The sequence below is a fragment of the Microbacterium arborescens genome (assembly GCF_049707515.1).
In the GTDB taxonomy this organism is placed as follows: Bacteria; Actinomycetota; Actinomycetes; order Actinomycetales; family Microbacteriaceae; genus Microbacterium; species Microbacterium arborescens_B.
The window spans coordinates 104,451-123,995 of record NZ_JBNAFI010000005.1 but is presented as its reverse complement, the minus strand read 5'-3'; the positions used below and the strand labels follow the sequence as shown (position 1 = coordinate 123,995).

Annotated in this window: 17 protein-coding genes; 9 read left to right on the top strand and 8 right to left on the bottom strand. The window is 72.5% G+C overall.

Annotation, left to right across the window (positions count from 1 at the left end):
- The first annotated feature begins 23 nt into the window (after nt 1-23).
- Genes hpaE through ACPYN5_RS11180 form a run of 4 tightly spaced genes read left to right on the top strand, consistent with a single transcriptional unit; the run spans nt 24 to nt 4,318 of the window.
- The gene (gene hpaE / locus ACPYN5_RS11195) at nt 24-1,535 is read left to right on the top strand and encodes a 5-carboxymethyl-2-hydroxymuconate semialdehyde dehydrogenase (protein ID WP_424449067.1); all 1,512 of its coding nucleotides are present in this window, start codon (nt 24-26) and stop codon (nt 1,533-1,535) included.
- Nucleotides 1,536-1,574: 39 nt separating this feature from the next.
- On the top strand, nt 1,575-2,735 hold the full coding sequence (gene hpaD, locus ACPYN5_RS11190) for a 3,4-dihydroxyphenylacetate 2,3-dioxygenase (protein WP_424449066.1): 1,161 nt from the start codon (nt 1,575-1,577) through the stop codon (nt 2,733-2,735).
- Between the two features lie 9 nt (nt 2,736-2,744).
- Nucleotides 2,745-3,530: a 2-keto-4-pentenoate hydratase gene (locus ACPYN5_RS11185; RefSeq protein ID WP_424449065.1), complete on the top strand. Its 786-nt coding sequence runs from the start codon at nt 2,745-2,747 to the stop codon at nt 3,528-3,530.
- Complete coding sequence (locus tag ACPYN5_RS11180; protein WP_424449064.1) at nt 3,515-4,318, top strand: aldolase/citrate lyase family protein; 804 nt, start codon at nt 3,515-3,517, stop codon at nt 4,316-4,318. Before ACPYN5_RS11185 ends, ACPYN5_RS11180 begins: the two co-directional genes overlap by 16 nt.
- A 97-nt stretch (nt 4,319-4,415) precedes the next feature.
- Here the strand turns inward: ACPYN5_RS11180 and ACPYN5_RS11175 are convergent, their stop codons facing one another.
- The 3 genes from ACPYN5_RS11175 to ACPYN5_RS11165 are packed head-to-tail and all read right to left on the bottom strand — an operon-like array spanning nt 4,416 to nt 8,633.
- Nucleotides 4,416-5,243: a PRD domain-containing protein gene (locus ACPYN5_RS11175; protein ID WP_424449063.1), complete on the bottom strand. Its 828-nt coding sequence runs from the start codon at nt 5,241-5,243 to the stop codon at nt 4,416-4,418.
- Between the two features lie 44 nt (nt 5,244-5,287).
- Complete coding sequence (locus tag ACPYN5_RS11170) at nt 5,288-6,739, bottom strand: family 1 glycosylhydrolase (protein ID WP_424449062.1); 1,452 nt, start codon at nt 6,737-6,739, stop codon at nt 5,288-5,290.
- On the bottom strand, nt 6,726-8,633 hold the full coding sequence (locus tag ACPYN5_RS11165; protein ID WP_424449061.1) for a glucose PTS transporter subunit IIA: 1,908 nt from the start codon (nt 8,631-8,633) through the stop codon (nt 6,726-6,728). Before ACPYN5_RS11165 ends, ACPYN5_RS11170 begins: the two co-directional genes overlap by 14 nt.
- A gap of 218 nt (nt 8,634-8,851) precedes the next feature.
- Here ACPYN5_RS11165 and ACPYN5_RS11160 point away from each other — a divergent pair, with 218 nt between their 5' ends.
- The 3 genes from ACPYN5_RS11160 (at nt 8,852) to ACPYN5_RS11150 (ending at nt 12,404) form a co-directional block, all read left to right on the top strand.
- Nucleotides 8,852-9,547, top strand: a complete 696-nt coding sequence (locus tag ACPYN5_RS11160) for an SDR family oxidoreductase (RefSeq protein ID WP_424449060.1) — start codon at nt 8,852-8,854, stop codon at nt 9,545-9,547.
- Nucleotides 9,548-9,551: 4 nt separating this feature from the next.
- Entirely contained in the window at nt 9,552-11,084 is a 1,533-nt protein-coding gene (locus tag ACPYN5_RS11155; RefSeq protein ID WP_424449059.1) for a glycosyltransferase, read from the top strand.
- 87 nt (nt 11,085-11,171) lie between these two features.
- The gene (locus ACPYN5_RS11150; protein WP_424449058.1) at nt 11,172-12,404 is read left to right on the top strand and encodes a glycosyltransferase family 4 protein; all 1,233 of its coding nucleotides are present in this window, start codon (nt 11,172-11,174) and stop codon (nt 12,402-12,404) included.
- On the opposite strand, the gene ACPYN5_RS11145 is transcribed toward ACPYN5_RS11150, so the two are convergent.
- Genes ACPYN5_RS11145 through ACPYN5_RS11130 form a run of 4 tightly spaced genes read right to left on the bottom strand, consistent with a single transcriptional unit; the run spans nt 12,405 to nt 16,439 of the window.
- The gene (locus ACPYN5_RS11145; RefSeq protein WP_424449057.1) at nt 12,405-13,202 is read right to left on the bottom strand and encodes a glycosyltransferase family 2 protein; all 798 of its coding nucleotides are present in this window, start codon (nt 13,200-13,202) and stop codon (nt 12,405-12,407) included.
- Nucleotides 13,199-14,197, bottom strand: a complete 999-nt coding sequence (locus ACPYN5_RS11140; protein WP_424449056.1) for a hypothetical protein — start codon at nt 14,195-14,197, stop codon at nt 13,199-13,201. The genes ACPYN5_RS11145 and ACPYN5_RS11140 overlap by 4 nt, the downstream gene beginning before the upstream one ends.
- Nucleotides 14,194-15,312 carry a glycosyltransferase gene (locus tag ACPYN5_RS11135; protein WP_424449055.1) on the bottom strand — a complete coding sequence of 373 codons (1,119 nt, stop codon included), beginning with the start codon at nt 15,310-15,312 and terminating at the stop codon, nt 14,194-14,196. Before ACPYN5_RS11135 ends, ACPYN5_RS11140 begins: the two co-directional genes overlap by 4 nt.
- Nucleotides 15,309-16,439 carry a glycosyltransferase gene (locus ACPYN5_RS11130; RefSeq protein WP_424449054.1) on the bottom strand — a complete coding sequence of 377 codons (1,131 nt, stop codon included), beginning with the start codon at nt 16,437-16,439 and terminating at the stop codon, nt 15,309-15,311. Before ACPYN5_RS11130 ends, ACPYN5_RS11135 begins: the two co-directional genes overlap by 4 nt.
- A 115-nt stretch (nt 16,440-16,554) precedes the next feature.
- Between ACPYN5_RS11130 and ACPYN5_RS11125 the strand changes: the two genes are divergently transcribed.
- Both ACPYN5_RS11125 and ACPYN5_RS11120 read left to right on the top strand, forming a co-directional pair.
- Nucleotides 16,555-17,595 carry a hypothetical protein gene (locus tag ACPYN5_RS11125; RefSeq protein ID WP_424449053.1) on the top strand — a complete coding sequence of 347 codons (1,041 nt, stop codon included), beginning with the start codon at nt 16,555-16,557 and terminating at the stop codon, nt 17,593-17,595.
- Nucleotides 17,592-18,881, top strand: a complete 1,290-nt coding sequence (locus ACPYN5_RS11120; protein WP_424449052.1) for a glycosyltransferase family 2 protein — start codon at nt 17,592-17,594, stop codon at nt 18,879-18,881. Before ACPYN5_RS11125 ends, ACPYN5_RS11120 begins: the two co-directional genes overlap by 4 nt.
- A 1-nt stretch (nt 18,882) precedes the next feature.
- Here the strand turns inward: ACPYN5_RS11120 and ACPYN5_RS11115 are convergent, their stop codons facing one another.
- The gene (locus ACPYN5_RS11115; RefSeq protein ID WP_424449051.1) at nt 18,883-19,515 is read right to left on the bottom strand and encodes a flavodoxin family protein; all 633 of its coding nucleotides are present in this window, start codon (nt 19,513-19,515) and stop codon (nt 18,883-18,885) included.
- Nucleotides 19,516-19,545: the final 30 nt, after the last annotated feature.

Below are 19,545 nucleotides of genomic sequence, written 5' to 3'. Positions count from 1 at the left end.
CCCCTGTTGCAAGGACGCACGAGATGACCGATCCGACGATGAACGCACCCCACACCCCCGCCGACCTGCCGGCGTCGATCCGTCACTACATCGACGGCGAGCTCGTCGACTCGATCGACGGAGCGACCTTCGACGTCCTCGATCCGGTGACGGGCCGCGTCTACCTGCAGACAGCGGCCGGCAAGAAGGCCGACATCGACGCGGCCGTCGCAGCCGCCCGGCGCGCGTTCACCGATGGACCCTGGCCCCGGATGCTGCCGCGCGAGCGCTCGCGGGTGCTGCACCGCATCGCCGACCTCGTCGAATCGCGCGACGCCCGTCTCGCCGAGCTCGAGTCGTTCGACTCGGGGCTCCCGATCACGCAGGCGCTCGGTCAGGCCCGCCGAGCCGCCGAGAACTTCCGCTTCTTCGCCGACCTGATCGTGGCGCAGACCGACGACACCTATAAGGTCCCCGGCCGCCAGATCAACTACGTCAACCGCAAGCCCATCGGCGTCGCGGGACTCATCACGCCGTGGAACACCCCGTTCATGCTCGAGTCGTGGAAGCTCGCCCCGGCGCTCGCGACCGGCAATACCGTCGTGCTCAAGCCGGCCGAGTTCACGCCGCTGTCGGCATCGCTGTGGGCGGGCATCTTCGAAGAGGCGGGGCTGCCGCCGGGGGTGTTCAACCTCGTGAACGGCCTCGGCGAAGACGCCGGCGACGCGCTCGTGAAGCATCCCGACGTCCCGCTCATCTCGTTCACGGGCGAGAGCTCGACGGGCCAGCTGATCTTCGCCAACGCGGCGCCGCACCTCAAGGGCCTGTCGATGGAGCTCGGCGGCAAGAGCCCCGCGATCGTGTTCGCCGACGCCGACCTCGACGCGGCGATCGACGCGACGATCTTCGGGGTGTTCTCCCTCAACGGCGAGCGCTGCACCGCCGGCAGCCGCATCCTCGTCGAACGCGCGATCTACGACGAGTTCGTCGAGCGCTACGCGGCGCAGGCGAAGCGCGTGACAGTGGGCTACCCCCACGACCCGGCCACCGAGGTCGGCGCGCTGGTGCACCCGGAGCACTTCGAGAAGGTCATGTCGTACGTCGAGCTCGGAAAGAGCGAGGGCCGGCTCGTCGCGGGCGGCGGGCGCCCCGAGGGGTTCGAGAGCGGCACCTTCGTCGCCCCCACCGTGTTCGCCGACGTCGCCTCGACCGCGCGGATCTTCCAGGAGGAGATCTTCGGGCCGGTCGTCGCCATCACCCCGTTCGACACGGATGCCGAGGCCCTCGCTCTCGCCAACGACACGAGGTACGGCCTGGCCGCGTACGTCTGGACCAACGATCTGAAGCGCGCGCACAACTTCTCGCAGGCGGTGGAGGCGGGCATGGTGTGGCTCAACTCCAACAACGTGCGCGACCTCCGCACGCCCTTCGGCGGGGTGAAGGCGTCGGGCCTCGGGCACGAGGGCGGCTACCGGTCGATCGACTTCTACACGCACCAGCAGGCGGTGCACATCACGCTCGGCGGGGCGCACAACCCCACGTTCGGCAAGAGCTGAACAACCGCCACCACCGACTTCGAGAGCAAGGACGCTGTCATGACCCACCGCGACCAGATGACCCGGACCTCATCGGGCCATTTCGTGAGCCAGGAGGCGCCGATCGCCGCCTCCGACCCGATTCCGACCCCCACCGCGCCGGCCCCCGACATCCTGCGCTGCGCCTACATGGAACTCGTCGTCACCGACCTCGCCGCGTCGCGCGAGTTCTACGTCGACGTGCTCGGGCTCTACGTCACCGAGGAGGATGACGAGGCCGTCTACCTGCGCTCGACGGAGGAGTTCATCCACCACAACCTCGTCCTCCGCCAGGGACCGGTCGCCGCCGTGGCGGCGTTCTCGTACCGCGTGCGCTCGGCCGCCGACCTCGACCGCGCCGTGGCGTTCTACACCGAGCTCGGATGCCGGGTCGAACGTCGCGCGGGCGGTTTCGTGCGGGGCATCGGCGACGCCGTGCGCGTCGAGGACCCGCTCGGCTTCCCGTACGAGTTCTTCTTCCAGACCGAGCACGTCGAGCGTCTCTCGTGGCGGTACGACCTGCACACCCCCGGCGAGCTCGTCCGTCTCGACCACTTCAACCAGGTCACCCCCGATGTCCCGAGAGCGGTGAACTTCATGCAGTCGCTCGGCTTCCGGGTGACCGAGGACATCCAGGACGAGGCCGGCACCGTCTACGCGGCGTGGATGCGGCGCAAGCCGACCGTCCACGACACCGCGATGACCGGCGGCGACGGCCCCCGCATGCACCACGTGGCCTTCGCGACGCACGAGAAGCACAACATCCTCGCCATCTGCGACAAGCTCGGCGCGCTCCGCCGATCCGACGCGATCGAGCGCGGCCCCGGCCGCCACGGCGTGTCGAACGCCTTCTACCTCTATCTGCGCGACCCCGACGGTCACCGGGTCGAGATCTACACGCAGGACTACTACACCGGCGACCCCGACAACCCCGTCATCACCTGGGACGTCCACGACAATCAGCGCCGCGACTGGTGGGGCAATCCCGTCGTGCCGTCGTGGTACAGCGAGGCATCCCTCGTCCTCGACCTCGACGGCAACCCGCAGCCGGTCCTCGCCCGCACGGACGACTCCGAGATGGCCGTCACCATCGGCGCGGACGGGTTCTCGTACACCCGCCCGGGCGACGACGAGCTGCCCGAATACAAGCAGGGCGAGTACAAGCTCGGCCACCAGCTCTGAAGGACGCTCATGCTCTCTCACGACGACATCGCCGCGATCGCCGGCGAGCTGGCCGAGGCGGATCGCTCGCACGGGGTCATCCCCCGCATCACCGCGCGCTACCCGGATGCGACGATCGACGACTCGTACGCCATCCAGCGTGTCTGGCGCGACCGCATGATCGCTGCGGGCCGCCGGCTGGTGGGCCGCAAGATCGGTCTGACCTCGCGGGCGATGCAGCAGGCGACCGGGATCACCGAGCCCGACTACGGCGTCATGTTCGACGACACCGTCTACGGCTCGGGGGCGGAGATCCCCACCGAGCGGTTCTCGAACGTGCGCGTCGAGGTCGAGCTCGCCTTCGCACTGGCCCGCCCCCTCGCGGGTCCGGACTGCACTTTGGCCGATGCGCTGGCTGCCATCGACTACGCCGTCCCGGCTCTGGAGGTGCTCAATTCGCACATCGAGCTCGAGGGGCGGACGATCGTCGACACGATCGCCGACAACGCCGCCTACGGCGCGATGGTGCTCGGCACCGAACGCCGTCGCCCCGACGAGATCGACCTGCGCTGGGTGCCCGCGCTGCTCTCGCGCAACGGTGACATCGAGGAGACCGGTGTCGCCGCGGGCGTGCTCGGACACCCCGCGACGGGGGTCGCGTGGCTCGCCAACAAAGTGGCCCAGCACGGTGCGCGCCTGGAGGCGGGCGAGCTGATCCTCGCGGGCTCGTTCACGCGGCCGATGTGGGTCTCGCGCGGCGACGAGGTCCGCTGCGACTATGGCCCGATGGGAGTGATCGCATGCCGTTTCGTCTGACACCGACCTTCCGCGACGTGCTCGCGCGGGCCGATCGACCCCTCGCCGGGATGTGGGTGTGCTCCGGGTCGCCGCTGGTCGCCGAGATCTGCGCGGGCGCGGGACTCGACTGGCTGCTCATCGACATGGAGCACTCCCCCAACGGGCTGGAGTCGGTCCTCGCGCAGCTCCAAGCCGCCGCTGCGACTTCGGTGACGACGGTCGTTCGCGTTCCGACCGCCGATCCGGTCGTCATCAAGCAGGTGCTCGACCTCGGGGCGCAGAACCTGCTCGTCCCCATGGTGTCGTCGGTGGCCGAGGCCGAAGCGGCCGTGCGGGCGGTGCGCTATCCGCCGCGCGGCATCCGCGGGGTCGGATCGGCGCTGGCACGCTCGGCGCGCTGGAACCGCGTCGACGACTACCTGGCCGAGGCCGACCAGCACGTGTCGCTTCTCGTGCAGATCGAGACGGTCGCCGGGGTCGAGGCTGCGGCCGCGATCGCGGCGGTCGACGGGGTCGACGGCGTGTTCGCCGGCCCGAGCGACCTCGCCGCGTCGATGGGGCTGCTCGGCCAGCAGACGCATCCCGAGGTCGTCGCCGCGGTGCGCCGGGTCTTCAGCGACGCGCGAGCCGCGGGCACCCCCGTGGGAGTCAACGCCTTCGATCCCGCAGTGGCCCGCGAGTACGCCGACGCCGGCGCTGACTTCGTGCTCGTCGGAGCCGACGTCGCGCTGCTCGCCCGCGGCTCCGAGGCGCTCGCGGCGGCCTGGGTGCCCGAGGCCGATCGCACGTCCCGCGCCGGCTACTGACGCGATACACCTGTCGGACGGCCGAGGCAGGTGGGACACCCGGGGTCGCTGCCGACCACTTCAGTCCCGCCCGTCCGGCAGGTGTATCGGCGCCGACTCAGCCCGGTACTGCTCGGGCGATGTGCAGCGCGAGGTAGGCGACCTCCTCGTCGGAGATCTCGATGTCGTGCTGCGCGCGCACGAGGGCTCGCACCCGCTCGGCGGTCGACAGGGCACGCGGATGCCGCTGCCCCATGCTCTCGAAGAGGAATCCGTCGTCGCCGTCGAGCATGCGCCCCGCGAACACGCGCTCGGCGAAGAACTGCAGGTGCACGAGGAAGCGCGACGAGTGCAGGTCGTCGGAGAAGACGATGCCGGTGGAGTTGGTGACGATCGTCGTCGCCGCCGATATCAGCCGCACGACGTGCATCGTGTCGGCACCCGCTCGGCCGTTCGCGGCGTTCGCGAGGTGGAACGCGATGTTCGCCGCCTCTTCGTCGGGCACCTCGACCCGCATGCGCGTGCGCAGCAGCTCGACGCCCCGCCGGCCGACCGCGTACTCGTCGGGATAGACGGTGCGCAGCTCCCACGCGAGCCGGTTCACGACGACGAGCCCGCGACGGTGTCGCTCGACGGCGAAGTGGAGGTGGTCGGTGAGGGTCAGATAGATGTGCGGGTCGAGGTCGAGTCCCGCCGCGACGGCGTCGCGGACGATCTCCCGGGTGAGCTCGACGAACTCACCCGGGATCTGAGCGAGCAGCTCGACGAGGTTCCGCTGGTCGGCGTCGTCGAGCGCGACGAACACGCGGTCCGTCGCGCTCTCGTCGACGGCTCCGCCGGGCTTGGCGCCGAAGCCGATGCCCTTGCCCAGCAGCACCCGCTCGACACCGCGCTCGTCCTCGACGAGCACGACGCTCGAGTTGAGCACCTTCTTGATGATCTGCATGCCTGTCCTCATCGACCCGGCCTCACGCTCGTGAAGCAGTGGGGTCACCCGAGGTCTGCGCCGTTCGTGGCGATCACCCGCTGGTACCACCAGAACGAATCCTTGCGCCGACGCTCACCGCTGCCCTGACCCAGGTCGTCGAGGTCGACGTGAATGAAACCGTACCTCTTCGATATCTGCGACGACGACGCGCTGATGATGTCGATGGGCGCCCAGCTGGTGTATCCCATCAGCTCCACACCCTCATCCACCGCGCGGATCATCTCCCGGAAGTGCGCGCGGAAGTAGTCGATGCGGTACGGATCGTGGATGCGGCCGTCCGCGGTGACCTGATCGCGCATCCCCAGCCCGTTCTCGACGATGAACAGCGGCTTGCCGTAGCGGTCGTACAGGTCGATCAGCGAGATGCGCAGGCCCACGGGATCGATCTGCCATCCCCACTCGCTCGATGGGAGATACGGGTTCTTCACCCCCAGCACCGTGTTGCCCGGCGTCCGCTCGGCTTCGGGGTCGACCGACTCGGCGAGCGTCATGTAGTACGACAGCGAGATGAAGTCGACGGGATGCTCGCGCAGCAGCTCGGCGTCGCCGGGCGCGAACGGGATCTCCACGCCCTGGCGGGCGAGGGCGTTGAGCGCGAGCCGGGGATAGGCGCCGCCGGCCTGGACGTCGGTGCAGAGGTAGAGCAGCCGGTCCTTCGCCTGCGTCGCCGCGATGTCGTCGGGGTGGCACGTCAGCGGGTAGGTCTTGAGCATCGTGAGCATGCAGCCCATCTGCGACTCGGGCCACATCTCGTGCAGCATCCGCGTCACCGACGCCGACGCCACGAACTGGTGGTGGAGCGCCGTGTAGCACGCCTGCAGCACGCTGCCCTCGACGGTCTCCTCGATGATGCCGCCCGAGGTGAGCGGATGCCGCACGATGCCGTCGATCTCGTTGAACGACAGCCACAGCTTCACGAGGTGGCCGAAGCGCTCGAAGCACGTGCGGGCGAAGCGCTCGAACAGGGCGATCGTGCCGCGGTCGACCCACCCGTTGCTCTTGAGCGCGAGCGCGAGCGGCGGGTCGTAGTGCGACAGCGTCACGAGCGGCTCGATGCCCAGCCGTCGCATCTCGGTGAACAAGTCGAGATAGAACGCGATGCCCGCTTCGTTGGGCTCGGTCTCCTCCCCCGTCGGGTACAGCCGCGTCCACGCGATCGACACCCGCAGCACCGTGAAGCCCATCTCGGCGAACAGCGCCACGTCTTCCCGGTAGCGGTGATAGAAGTCGATGCCGCGGCGCTTGGGGTAATACGTCTCGTCGTCGTCGGCCATCGCCGCCGTGATGCTCTCGACGGTGTGCGCGTGGTGGATCGCGTACTCCCGAGGATCGACGTTGGGCCGGTACTTGGCGATGTCCGACACCGCCGGGCCGCGGCCGCCCTCGCGCCACGCGCCCTCGGCTTGGTTGGCGGCGAGTGCGCCGCCCCACAGGAACGAATCAGACAGTGCCACGAGCGGCCTCCTTGGTGCGTGCGGTGAAGATGCCGGTACCTGCCTCGACGGGACCCGTCAGCGCCTCGACGACCTCGAACGCGTCGCCGTTGAGCACGACCACCGGCGTGATGGTGTCGAACCCGGCGCGCTCGATCGCCTCGAGGTCGGCCTCGAGCACGAGCTGTCCGCGCGCGACCCGGTCGCCCTGGGCGACATGGGCGACGAAGGGCGCACCGTCGAGCTTGACGGTGTCGAGCCCCACGTGCACGAGGATCTCGACGCCGTCGTCGCCGGTGATGCCGAACGCGTGCTTCGACGGCAGCAGGCTCGAGACGACGCCCGACAGCGGCGCGTAGACGGCGCCGGCGCTGGGGCGGATCGCGACGCCCTCGCCGAGGATGCCGCCGCCGAAGACCGGGTCGTCGACGCGGTCGAGCGCGACCACCTCACCGGCGACGGGAGCCACGAGGCGCCCGTCGGCGACGGAGTCCGAGGTCGAGGCGCCGGCCGAACCGCCCGCCTGCGCCTCGAGGGCGCGGATGGTCCCCGAGTCGGAGTCCTTCCAGATGACCAGGGCCACGATGAAGGCGGTCGCGAAGGCGACGAGGGCGCCGATCACGGCGTGGATCAGGTTCCAGGGGTTGAGCACGTCGATGAACATCGAGATGCTCGCGGCCCCGGGACTCACGATCGCGAAGGCGGCCACCGCGGCGAGGCCGAGGTAGACGCCGCCGGTGAGCGAGCCCGCGATCACGGCGAACAGGGCCCGGCGGTTCTGCAGCGTCACGCCGTACAGGGCTGGCTCGGTGATGCCGAAGAACGCCGAGATGCCCGAGGAGATCGCGGTGCCGCGCAGCGTCTTGTTGCGGGTACGGATGGCGATGGCCAGGCTCGACCCCGACTCGGCGATGTTGTGCGCCAGCGATGCCACCAGGTAGAAGGGGTCGCGTCCCTGCTGCGCGACGGTGGCGATCGTCGGCGGGATGAACGCCTTGTGCATGCCGACGGAGATGATGAAGGGAAGCACGACCGCCAGGAGCGCGATCGCGACCCAGCCGAGAGTGCCGTAGAGCCACAGCATGCCACCGGTCAGCAGCGAGCCGAGCCCGTAGCCGAGCGGCCCGAGAGCGAAGATCATGACCGGCGAGACGACGATGAAGCACAGCAGCGGCACGAAGAAGGTGCGGATCGGGCCGGGCGTGATGCGGGTCGCGAGCTTCTCGACGGGCCAGAGCAGCAGCACGGCGAGGATCGGCGGGAAGACCTGCGCGTTGTAGGCGATCGCCGGCACCGGCAGCCCGAACAGCGCGATTCCCCCCTCCTGCGTCAGCAGGGCCGAGAACGCCGGGAACACCAGGAGTCCGACGATGCCGAGGGCGAGGGGGATGTTCACCCCCAGCTTCTTCGCCGCGGTGTAGGTGACCAGCAGCGGCAGGAAGAAGAAGACCGCATCGGGGATGGCCGACAGCACCTGGTAGCTGGGGTCGGTGGTCTGCATCCATCCCAGCGCCGAGGCGAGGATGAGGAAGGACTTGAAGATACCGGCGCCGGCGATGGCGGGGATGATCGGGGTGAACACCGCGACGACGAAGTCCATGATCGCCGAGCCCGCGCGCTTCCACGTGAGCTTCGGTCGCGCCTCCCCCGCCGAGCGGGATGCCGCCCGCCCGCCGCGCAGCTTCTCGATCTCCGTGAAGTAGTCGCCCACCTTCGAGCCGACGATGATCTGGGTCTGCGGACCGCGCACGACCCCGATGACGCCCGGTACGGCCTGCAGCGCTGCCTCATCCGCGCGCGCGTCGTCGACGAGATTGAACCGGAGCCGTGTCGAGCAGTGCTGCAGCGCCGCGACGTTGCCGGGTCCGCCGACGTGCTCGAGGATCGCGCCGGCGGCATCCTTCGTGGTGGTCATTCGTTTTCCTCCTGTGGAATCCCGGACGGTGCCGCCGGGGCGACTCCGCTCCGGCGCCGGCCGCAGGCAACAAAAAAAGGACCCGACCGCCGTGCGATGCACGTACGTTCGGATCCTGCCTGCATGACCAGTCACATGTCCGCCACGATCGTCGCACGTTCCCGCGAAGGGTGCAACCGCGCGCCGGGGCGACGCCGCCCGGGTGGGACGATGGACGCATGACGCAGACGCACCTCATCACGGGAGCGGGGTCGGGCATCGGCCTGGCGATCGCCCGCCGCCTCGCCGATCGGGGCGACCGCCTGATCCTCATCGGGCGCAGCGAAGCTCGGGCCGACGAACTGGCGGCGCTCCTCCCGGGGGCCGTGGGCGTGGCCGCAGACCTGCGGCATCCCGAATCGCTCGCCGACGCGCTGGCGGCGGCCGACCTGCCCGGCGCTCTCGACACCGTCATCCACGGCGCCGGGATCGTCGAGCTCGGGCCCGTCGCCGAGCTGCGTCCGAGCGCGTGGACCGACCAGCTCACCGTCAACCTGGTCGCCGCCGCCGAGCTGACGCGGCTCACCCTGCCCGCCGTGCGGGCGGCGCGCGGGCAGGTGCTGTTCGTCAACTCCGGCGCCGGGCTCACCGCTCACCCCGACTGGAGCGCGTACGCCGCCTCGAAGCACGGCCTCAAGGCCCTCGCCGACGCGCTGCGAGGCGAAGAGGCGCCCCACGGCGTACGGGTGACGACGGTGTACCCCGGACGCACCGCGACGCCGATGCAGGAGGAGGTGCACCGGCAGGAAGGGCGCGCCTACGACCCCACCGCCTTCATCGACCCCGAGTCGGTCGCCACGACCGTGCTGGCCGCCCTCGATCTGCCGCGCGACGCACTCGTCCCCGACGTGTCGGTGCGGCCGGGACCGCGGTGACGCGGTGATCGCTCACGACCTTCCGGCCGGACGCCATTTCGCCCTCACCTGGGGCATCGCGACCCCGTACGGGGGCATGACGACGGCGCTGCTGGAGCGCAGCCGGATGTTCGCCGAGGCGGGCACTCCCGTCGACGTCCTCACCCTCGACCCCCGCCCGGCCGCACTCGGTCCGGAGTTCGCCGAGCTCGCCGCCGCCGGGGTGCGGGTCCGGAACCTCTACGACGGGGCACGCTCGGGCGACATCCCGCCATCGTCGAACGCGCGTCCGGCCCCTGCCCCGCTGCGCGACGGCATCGACGGCGTCGTCACGGACGAGGTCGACGGGGTCGCGGTGCGCCGAGTCCGCCTCGGCGATGACGGGCGTCCGATCGACATCGACCACCTGCGTGCCGACGGCTCGATCGCGCTGTCGGAGCGCCGACCGGCCGCAGGCGGGCGCCTGCTCGTCGCGATCGATCCGATGGGCTCGCCGGTGCGCTCCTGGCGCCGCCGGTACGACCTCTACGGCGACTGGCTCGACAGTCTCGTCGGCGACGACGAGGCCTTCGTCATCGTCGACAGCAAGACCGTCGCGCCGTTCGCCGCGGACTACCGCCGCCCGCGCGTGACCGTCGTCCACGTCGTCCACGGTTCGCACCGCGGGCCGACGCCGGGGTCGGTGCGCGCGTCGCGGCAGCCCGTCTTCGCACGCCTCGACGACTTCGACGCCGTGGCGTTCGCCACCGATGCCCAGCGCCGCGATGTGCGCGCCCTCGTCGGTTCGCGCCCGCTCCTGACAGCGGTGGCCCACCCCGTCGCACCGGTGCCCGCGACGGCGCTGCCGGCGGAATCCGACCGCACGTCCGCGGTCGTCATCGCGCGGCTCGAGCCCATCAAGCGCGTGGACCACGCCGTCGACGCGGTCATGCGGCTGCATCGAGACGCGAGCCCGGCGATGCGACTCGACGTGTACGGCACCGGCTCACGGGCCGACGAGCTCGCTGCGCGGGCCGCGGGCGATCCCGCGATCCGGTTCCACGGCCACACCGACGACCCCGCCGGCGCGCTCACGGCAGCGAGCGTGCTGCTGCTGACGAGCAGGTCGGAGGCGTTCGGGCTCGTCCTGGTCGAGGCGATGGCCGCCGGCTGCCTGCCCATCGCCTACGACATCGCCTATGGCCCGGCCGACCTCATCCGCCACGGAGAGAACGGCTGGCTCGTCCCGGACGGCGACGTCGATGCCCTCGCCGAGGCCGTCCGCGCGGCGGAACAGCTCTCGCCGGAGCGCCGCGCCGCGATGCGCGCTCGGGCTCGCGCCACCGCGGCGGAGTACAGCACCGACCGCATCCGGCGACGGTGGGCATCGGTGCTGCGGACGGCGCAGCGCCGACGGCGTCTCCAGCGCCGCACGCGACCACTGCTCCGCGAAGCAGGGCGCGCCGTGCGGGCGGTGCTCCGCCGGGCCCGGGCGGTCGTCCGCCGAGGCCGGGCGGTCGTGCGCCGCGGCCGGGCGGTCGTGCGCCGCGGCCGGGCGGTCGTCCGCCGCGCCCGCTAACCCTCCGCCCGGCACGGCGTCAAGGCCCCGCCCTTGCCCGGGGCGGGTAGGGCACGCTATGGCGGACGCGAAGGAGGCGACGCCGCGATGGGAACGATCCGAGACGATGCCGAGACGCCGCGCTGGCTCGTGGCCACGACCGAGTACGCCGGACTCACCGCCTACACCGGCGGCATCGGACGACACTACGCGGCACTCCTCCCGGCGCTCGTGCGCCAGGGTGTCGCGGTCGACCTCGCGGTGCTCGCCGACGACGACCTCGTCGCCGAGGACGTCCCCGGTGACGTGCACCTCGTCGACCATGCGACCATGCCGACGCACCATCGTCCCCACGCGATCGGCGCGCGGGCCCGGCGGCTGCGCCGCACGTACCGGCGGCGGCCCTACGACGTCGTCTTCGCTCCCGAGTGGGCGGGCTTGGGCGCCGCCCTCCCTCCCGGCACCCCCTTGCTGACCAACCTCGCCACGGGTGCGCGTCTGGCCGATGACGTGTCGGGGCTGTCGCTGCGTGACCTGCCCGTCGACACGCGCGTGTCACGGATGGTGCAGATGAAGGCCGAACGCCGTCAGCTGCAGCGGTCGGCGGGCGTCATCGCGATCTCGGCTGCGATGCTCGAGCGCACCGCGGCTCTCTACCCGGGGTTGCCGCCCGCCCGCATCGTGCGCAACTGCATCGACGTCGAGGCGGTCGCCGCCGCGGCCCTCGCCGCTGCGCCGCCCCTGGGATGGCCCGACGACGGCGCACCCGTCGTGCTGTTCCTCGGACGCTCCGAACGACGCAAGGGCGTCGAGGATGCCGTCGCGGCGTTCGCCCGCGTGCACGCCGAGCTCCCCGAGGCGCGACTCGTCTTCGCCGGTGCCGGCGGCGACGCACGCTTCGAGCCGACCCGCGACGGGCTGCGCGAGCTGCTGCCGCCGACGGCGCGGGACCGGGTCACCTGGCTCGGCCACGTCGGCGGCGACGAGCTCTACGGCGCCATCGGTCGGGCCGACGTCGCGATCTGCCCCTCGCGGTGGGAGGGCTTCGGCAACGTCGCGCTCGAGGTCAAGGCGATCGGCACCCCGCTGGTGGTGACCTCCGGCAGCGGGTTCGACGACTTCTGCACCGACGGGCAGGATTGTCAGAGCGTTCCGCCCGCGGATCCCGAACGCTTGGCGGCCGCGATCACCGTCGCGCTGCGTCACCCCAGCTGGGCGCTCACGCTCGCCGAGCGGGCCCGCGCACAGATGGCCGATTTCGCGCCCGACCCGGTCGCCCGGGATCTCATCGACGCCGCGAGCGAGCTGCTGGCTCCGGCGCCGCTGCGAACGTCCGCCTGATCAGGCCGTCACGCGCCGCCACCCGCCGGGCACCCGCTCGACGGCTCCGGCCTCGGCGAAGGCCGCGAGCCACCCGCCCATCGGCCACTCGCCCCACTTCTCGGCGAACAGCGCCCCGTTGCGCAGGATGTCGTCGAGGTGCTGCCAGGGCGGCGATGAGGTCTCGTGGTACTGGTGGTAGGCGTCGGCGCCGCCGACCCACACGAGCGGGATGCCGCGGGCGCGCAGCGAGAACGCGAAGTCGGTGTCTTCGCCCCCGTAGCCCTCGAACGCCTCGTCGAAGCCGCCGACCTCACGCCACACCGTCGGCGCGACGGCGAACGAGAGCGACCAGAACAGCGGGTACTCCGCTGCCGTGGCCGGGCGCAGCTCACCCGGCGGCGGTGCCGGTCGCGCCGCGTGCGGAGCCGTCGCCGCCCGCAGCGCGGCCGCATCGAGGGCAGCGCCGGCCGGCAGATACGTCACAGGACCGCACAGCACCGCGCCGGGGCTGCGGTCCGCCGCCGCTCGGTAGGCGTCGACGAGCCCCGGGGCGGGAACGCAGTCGGCGTCGAGGAAGATCAGCAGCGTCGCGCCCCGCGCCGCGGCCTCGCGCGCGCCGGCATTGCGCGCGGCGGCGAGACGGAGTCCCGCGGCGCCGGGCGGCACGCGCACGACCGCTTCGGCGTCGAGCACCGGAGGCTCGTCGTCGCCGATCCACACGACGATGCGCGGCACCCCCGCGGTCGCGCGCAGCTGATTCCGCAGATGCTCCAGGCGCGGCGCGGAGCACAGCGTGACGACCGCGGCGCCGCTCACGGCGCCATCACCGCCTCGATCTCGTCGGCCGCTCGCTGCGCGGCATCCCGCACCCGCCAGGCATCCCAGGCCGGGCGCAGTGCGCGGGCGCGGTCGAGCAGCTCCGGCCACCGGTCGGCCTGCGGCCACGTCTCGACGGCGACGGCGAGACCGCTGCGGTCCAGCGCCGCGGCAGTCGCGGCCTGCTCGCCGAAAGGACGATCCTGCGGGATGACGATCGCACGGGCGTCCGCCGCCGCGAGATCCGCGACGGCGTTCTGCCCGCACCACGAGACGACGACGGCCGCGGTCGAGATCGCGGCGAACGGGTCGGCCCGCCACGTTCCCGATCCGGCGCCGAGCAAGGTCCACGGCCGGCCCGTCGCCCGTTCGGCGGCCGCGACGTCGTCGCCCGACACGGCGGTGCCGCCGCCACCGCCCAGCAGAACGACCGCGTCCGTCCGTCGCTCGGGGTCGCGAACCCGATCGGCGAACCGGCTGATGCCGCCGACGAAGGCGACACGGTCGCCGAGAGCTGTCAGGTGCGCCGGCGCGTACAGCTCGCGCGGCCACGGCGCGACGATCCGGGTGGCCGCGGCGTAGCCGAGCCGGTGCGCCTCGTCGACGCGCTCGCCCGGCTGGGTGATCGCGACCACGGGCATGCCGAGCAGGCGCAGGAACAGCGTCACCTCGACCGAGACGTCGACGACGAAGGCGCCGATGCGCCCCGTCGCCACGGCCGCGGCGATCGCCGCGAGGCGCGTGCGGTGCCCGTCGTGGCGCAGCGGCGCCCAGTGCAGGATGCCGCCGACGGTCGGGTCGTCGTGCGGCAGGCGCGGCGCGGGATCGTCGTCGCGCGGCAGCACGGTCCACGTGACACCCGGCGGCAGGTTGTCGGGCCGGGCCAGCGAGCTGAAGCAGTCGATCTCGCGTCCGAGGTGGCGCGCGATGACGAGCATCCGCGTGAGATGTCCGCGTCCGTGGTGGTGGACGTACCAGCCGATCCGCTGCGTCATGCGGGCAGCTCGGCGGGCTCCGCCGTGTCGCTGAGCGAGGCGAAGATCTCCTCGAGCGCGGCGGTGCGGGCATCGAGCGAGAAGCGCTCGACCGCGCGGGCGCGGACGGCGGCGCGGAACCTCGCGTCGCGCGCCTCGGGCAGGACGGCCTCGACGGCACCGGCCATCGCGACGACATCACCGGCGGGAACCAGCTGCATCCCCACGCTCGCCGCGGCGATCTCGGGCACCCCGCCCACGGCGAACCCGACGACGGGCGTGCCGCACATGAGGGCTTCCGGTCCGACGAGCCCGAAGGGCTCGGCCCAGGCGGGCGTCGCGAGCGCGACGGCGGAGCGTCCGACGAGGGCCGCGAGCGCGGCCGGCTCGAGCTCGCCCACGAACGTGACGTCGTCGCCGAGGAGAGGCCGCAGCACGTCGTCGGCGTAGGCGCGGTCGCCCACACGTCCGGCGATGGTGAGGCGCCGGCCCAGGGCCCGAGCCACGGCGACGGCGAGGTGCGGGGCCTTCTCGGGAACGATGCGGCCGAACCAGACGAGGTCGTCGCCGCCCGGGCCGGGTACCCACACGGACGGATCCACGCCGTTGGCCAACAGCGTCGACGGCACTCCCGCGTGCTGCCACTCGCGGCGCGTGTGCTCGCTGACCGACACGAAGAGGCTGCCCCGGCCGGCCGCCTGCCGGTGCGCGCGCACGAATGCGTCGTCGACGGGGGTGTGCAGGGTCGTGAGCATCGGCACCCCGAGCTGCGGGGCGAGCTGCAGCGGGAGAGCGTGGAGGCAGTGGTTCGAGATGACATCGAACGCGTCGGCGTGCGCGCCGATCGTCTCGAGCGCCCGGCGCAACCGCGGGACGCTGAGCGTCTCGTAGGCCGGCGGATAGGTCTTGTCGGTGCGCACGGCGTCGGCGTCCCAGCCGAGCTCGGGCATCTCGTACACACTGCCGGGCTCGACGTGCTGCGACCCCGTCACCGCGACGACCGTCACCTCGTGCCCGCGGGCTCGGAGCGCCTCGACCTCCGACCACACAGCCGCCTCGAGTCCGCCCGCGTGGGGCAGTCGGATGGGGAACCGCAGCGGCGCGATCACCGCGATGCGCAGAGCGCGGCCCCTCACGAGGCACGCTCGCTGCGGAGCCGGCGGTACAGGTCGGCGTGGGCGGACGCCGTGCGGGCGTCCTGTTCGCGGCGCAGACGTCGGCGCTCCTCGACGAGCTCGGCGCGGGCGAGCGACCCGGGGCGGGCGACGGCCTCGTGGCGCGAGAGCAGCGTGGTCAGCGCGGCCGCGAGGCTGTCGGCGTCGCCGGGGTCGAACGTGGCGGTCGAGTCGTCGTCGTGCTGGTCGGCGAAGTGCCCGGTCGCCGGGACGGCGATGGGGACACCGAGGTCCCAGCACAGCTCGAGCCAGCCCGAGTGACTGCCGAAGCGGTACGGCAGCACGCAGACGTCGAGGCCGGCGAGCGCGGTGTTCAGCGCGGCATCCGGCAGTCGCGCCTGCTCGACGAGCACGGCGAAGGGCTGCCCGGCGACGGCGGCTCGCACCTCGTCGCGCGCGGCCTCGTCCCGCACCGCGCGGTGCATGCGGATCTCGGCGACGACCGAGCGCCCCGACTCGCGCAGCCGCGCCACAGCGGCTACGAGCGCCCGCGCGCTGGTGGGGCCGTCGGTGCCGGGGCGGAGGTCCTTCAGGTGCATGCCGACGCGCAGGTCCTCGCTGAGGGCGACGACCGGCGGCGTCTCGCCGTCACCGAGGATGGCCGGGTGCGGCAGCACGATCGCCTCGCGCCCCCACCGCTGGCGCACCTCGGCGGCGGCTCCGGGTGTCAGCGTGACGATCGCATCGGCGCGCGGAACGAGCTCGTCCAGCTGAGCGCGATAGGGCTGCTGGTCCGACAGCTGCGGGTGGGTCAGATCATGGACCGTGAAGACGACGGGCCAGCCGGCCTCGCGAGCGGCGTCGACGCAGGCGGTGAGGTGCCCGGCGGGGAACGACTCGGTGCCGAAGTGCACGTGCAAGACGTCGGCCCGTGCCGCGTTGGCCCGGATCCACGCGGGATCCAGTGCGACCGGCGGCCACCACACGTCCTCGGCGGCACCGGGCACCGGCGGGTCGGGCAGCAGCTCGACGCCCGCGGCATCCGTCACCCGCCGCACATACGGATGGCTCGCGGGGATCCCGACGACCCGGACGGCGGACGCACCGGGCTCCTCGGCCCCGAGCGCGCTGGCGGTCTCGATCGTCACGGTTCTCCTCGTCGTTCGGCGGCGCCCAATCAGGCGCACGATTCGGACGCTAGCGGAGCGCGCGGCCAGCCGCCCTCACTTGACCGAAGTGAGCGCGAACGGTAACGATGACCCGATGCCTGCCGAAGCCCCGCCCCTCTGTCTCGTCTGGGGCCCGCCCGGACACGGCGTCACCGATTACGGCGCCGATGTCGCGACGGCGGTGGCGCGCCGTGATGCAGCGGCGCGCACCGTCCGCGTGGCCGACCTGCCGGCGGCGCTGCGTGCGGTGAGCGCCGGCGAGCGTGTGCACCTGCACGCCACCGATCGCCTGCTCGGCCCGACGCTCGAGGATGCCGCCGACGCGCTCGAGCAGCTCGCAGCGGTGTGCCGGCTGACGCTGACGCTCCACGATCTGCCGCAGGAATCCGACGGCACCGGGTACGACCGGCGCGTCGCGGCGTACCGCCGCTTCTTCGCCGCCGCCGAGGCGGTCGCCGTCAACAGCGAGCACGAGCGGATGCTGGTGAGCGAGCACCTCGGCGACGTGCCCGCGCCCCACGTCATCCCGCTCGGGACGCGGGAGCCGGCCCCGAACACGGATGCGGCGGCCGCGGCTCCGGGTGACCTGATCGTCCTCATCGCCGGCTTCGTCTACCCCGGCAAGGGGCACGACGTCGCTCTTCACGCGGCAGCCGAGGCCGTCGCCGCCTTGCGTGCGGCCGGACGACCCGTGGGGCGCACCGTCGTGCGGGCGCTCGGCGCGGCATCGCCGGGACACGACGGGGATGTCGACTCCCTGCGTGTACGCGCAGCCGAGCTCGGCGCCGACTTCGAGATCTCGGGCTTCCTCGACGACGCGACGTTCGCGGCGAGCCTGCGCGCGCCCGGCATCCCCGTCGCGGCGCACGAGCACGTGTCGGCGTCGCGGTCGATGCTCGACTGGATCGAGGCGGGACGCCGGCCGCTCGTCGTGCGGTCTCGGTACAGCCTCGAGATGGACGCGCTGCGACCCGACACCTGGACCCTGTTCCACCCGGACGAACTCGGCGCACGCCTCGCCGAGGCCTGGGAGAACCCCGCGTCGACGTGGCTTCCGGCCGGCCGGTCGCTCGCGCCGACGCTCGACGACGTCGGCGAGTCGTACCGCTCGTGGTGGGACGAGGTCGCCTCGTGAGCCCGGACGCATCGACGGCGCCGAGGGGGGTGCCGCTGCCGGGCAACCGCTGGGACACGCTCGCGGATGCGTGGCCCGACGAGCCCCCGCTCGTCTCGGTCGTCGTCGCGCACTACCGTCAGCCCGACGAGCTCGCCCGCACCCTCGCGGCGCTGCACCGGCAGGACCACCCGGCCGACCGGCTGCAGATCATCGTCGCCGACGATGGATCTCCGGAGCCGCCCGAGGTGCCGGACGGGGTGGAGCTCGTCCGGCAGGCCGACGAGGGCTTCCGCCTCGCCGCCGTCCGCAACCTCGGCGTGCGCCGGGCTCGCGGCGACGTGCTGGTCTTCCTCGATGCCGACACGGCGCCCGAGCCGGCCTTCGTGCGCGAGCTCACCCGGCTTCCCGCCCTCGCGCCCGACTGCGTCACGGTGGGCCGGCGCCGGCACGCCGACCTGCGCGGCGTCGACATCGACCGCCTCGCCGAGTCGGCCGCCGAGCGCGCGCTCCCCGAGCCCGCGTGGCTCACCGACGCCTACCGGCGCAGCGACGACCTGCTGCGGGCCGACGACCGCAGCTACCGCCACGTCATCGGCGCCGTCATCGCGTGCTCACGCACGATGTTCGATGCGACCGGCGGCTTCGACGAGTCGTTCACCGCGTACGGCGGCGAGGACTGGGAGTGGACCTACCGGGCCTGGCTGCAGGGGGCCGTGCTCGCGCACGTCCCGCAGGCGATCGCCTGGCACGACGGACCGGATGCCGCCGGCCGCGGCGACGGCGGCCTCGCCCACCGCAATGCCGAGGCGATCCGTCTCGCAGACCTCATCCCCGTCGCCGGGTCGGCGGGCCGAGGGCTGCGCTCCGCCCGCGTCGACATCGCCGTCGCAGGGCCGGCAGGGGCGAGCCCGGGTCAGCGGTTCGTGAGTCTCGACAGCGCGCTGGCCGCGCTGCCCGCCGCCCGCGCGGCGGCGTGGCCGGATCGCCACGACACCGGACCCGACATCACCGACACCGCGTTCGACCGGGTGCGCGTGCTCATCGAGCTGGTGCGGCCCGTCCGCGTCGACGGCGACGATCTCGCCGCAGCGGTCGACCGGCTCGACACCGAGCAGCTGGGGTCGCTCACCCTGCTCTCTCCCGATGGTGAGCCGCTCGTGCGGCTGAGGGCGACGCGAGCCCGTGCACGCGAGGAACGCTGGGGTCGCGACGACCTGTTCCCGCGAGCGCAGGCGGCGGCACCCGGCATCCGCCCGCTCGCGGACGAGCCGGATGTCGCCGCCTACCTGGGCGGGTGGGGCTGACCTACTCGGCCGGGTACCGCGCCGCGCGCAGCACCCGCGCCAGGTGCGCTGCGTTGCGGGCGAGCGTCGCGGTCGTCGAGGCGACGCTCTCGGGCGTCTCGTCGAGGTCCTTGTAGTCGACCGTTTGCATGGCCTCGCCGTTCCAGTACGTGCCGCCCTGCGCGGGGATGGTGAACCCCACGTCGTTGAGCCCCTGGAACAGATCGGCCGTCGCCTTGTGCGCGCCGTCCTCGTTGCCCACGACGGCCACGACCGCCACCCGGTCGAACATGATCGGACGTCCTGCGTCGTCGGTCTCGGACAGCTCGGCGTCGAGGCGCTCGATCACGCGCTGCGCGAGGCTCGAGGCGTGACCGACCCAGATCGGGGTACCCAGGACGAGGATGTCGGCGGCGAGGATCTGCTCACGCACCGACGGCCACTCGTCGCCGTCGCCCATGTCGGTCTCGACGCCGGGGGCGATGCCCAGATCGGCGATGCGCACCTGCGTGCCCGACGCGCCGTGCTCGGCGAGGGCGTCGAGCACCTGCTGCAGCATGAGCTGCGTGCTCGATTCGGCCGAGCCCGGCTTGAGCGAGCAGTTGAGGGCGACGACGCGCAACGGGGCGTCGGTGGGAAGGATGTCGGCGGTCATCAGGGTCCTTTCGTCACGGACCATGCTGGG